The sequence below is a fragment of the Aestuarium sp. genome, assembly GCF_023253315.1.
Lineage (GTDB): Bacteria > Pseudomonadota > Alphaproteobacteria > Rhodobacterales > Rhodobacteraceae > Marivivens > Marivivens donghaensis.
The window spans coordinates 1-577 of record NZ_JALRGW010000187.1; the positions used below are offsets into that span (position 1 = coordinate 1).

At 36.0% G+C, this 577-nt stretch carries 1 protein-coding gene; it reads right to left on the bottom strand.

Going from position 1 to position 577, the window contains the following annotated elements; translation table 11 throughout:
* Nucleotides 1–577 (bottom strand): hypothetical protein (locus tag AC1QQ2_RS14935; protein ID WP_479713738.1); only part of this gene is annotated, 577 nt, incomplete at both ends.

The window sequence follows — 577 nt, forward strand, 5'->3', positions numbered from 1 at the left end:
ATAATTCCGCCAACTGTGGTTTTAAGATCTGTTGTTACAGTGGTATCTAAATTATTTTTAATTTTTATATAACCGTCTGCACCAACAAGCAAGTGATAATCTAATGCACAACTCATGTTGATATTATTGTTAACTATCATGTTCACATTTCTACCTGCTTCAAAGTTTATATCTCTATCTGCAACAAAGTTGAAGTCTGTTTCTGTGTGAAAACTAATACTGTCTTTTGCATAAACATCAAGTTTACCATTACTTGACATTTCTATCCATGCAGTACCTCTACTATTATTAATATAGATCAAATCTTCACTTGTATTGATCATTATTTGCGCACCAGTTCTTGTGCGGAAACGAATCATTTCGTTTGCTGGGCGTGTTACATCACCTCCTGATTCACTTGCTTCTTTGTTTACATATTCATATGGTGTATCTTCAGGAGATCCTTTGCGTAGAAACTTGTCATCGCCGTCATCAATTACAATACTGCTACTGCCCAAACGACTTGTATGCACAGTTGCTTGACTTTCTTTTATACCAACCTTACCTTGCGGAGATCCACCACGTTTATCTACAGGAC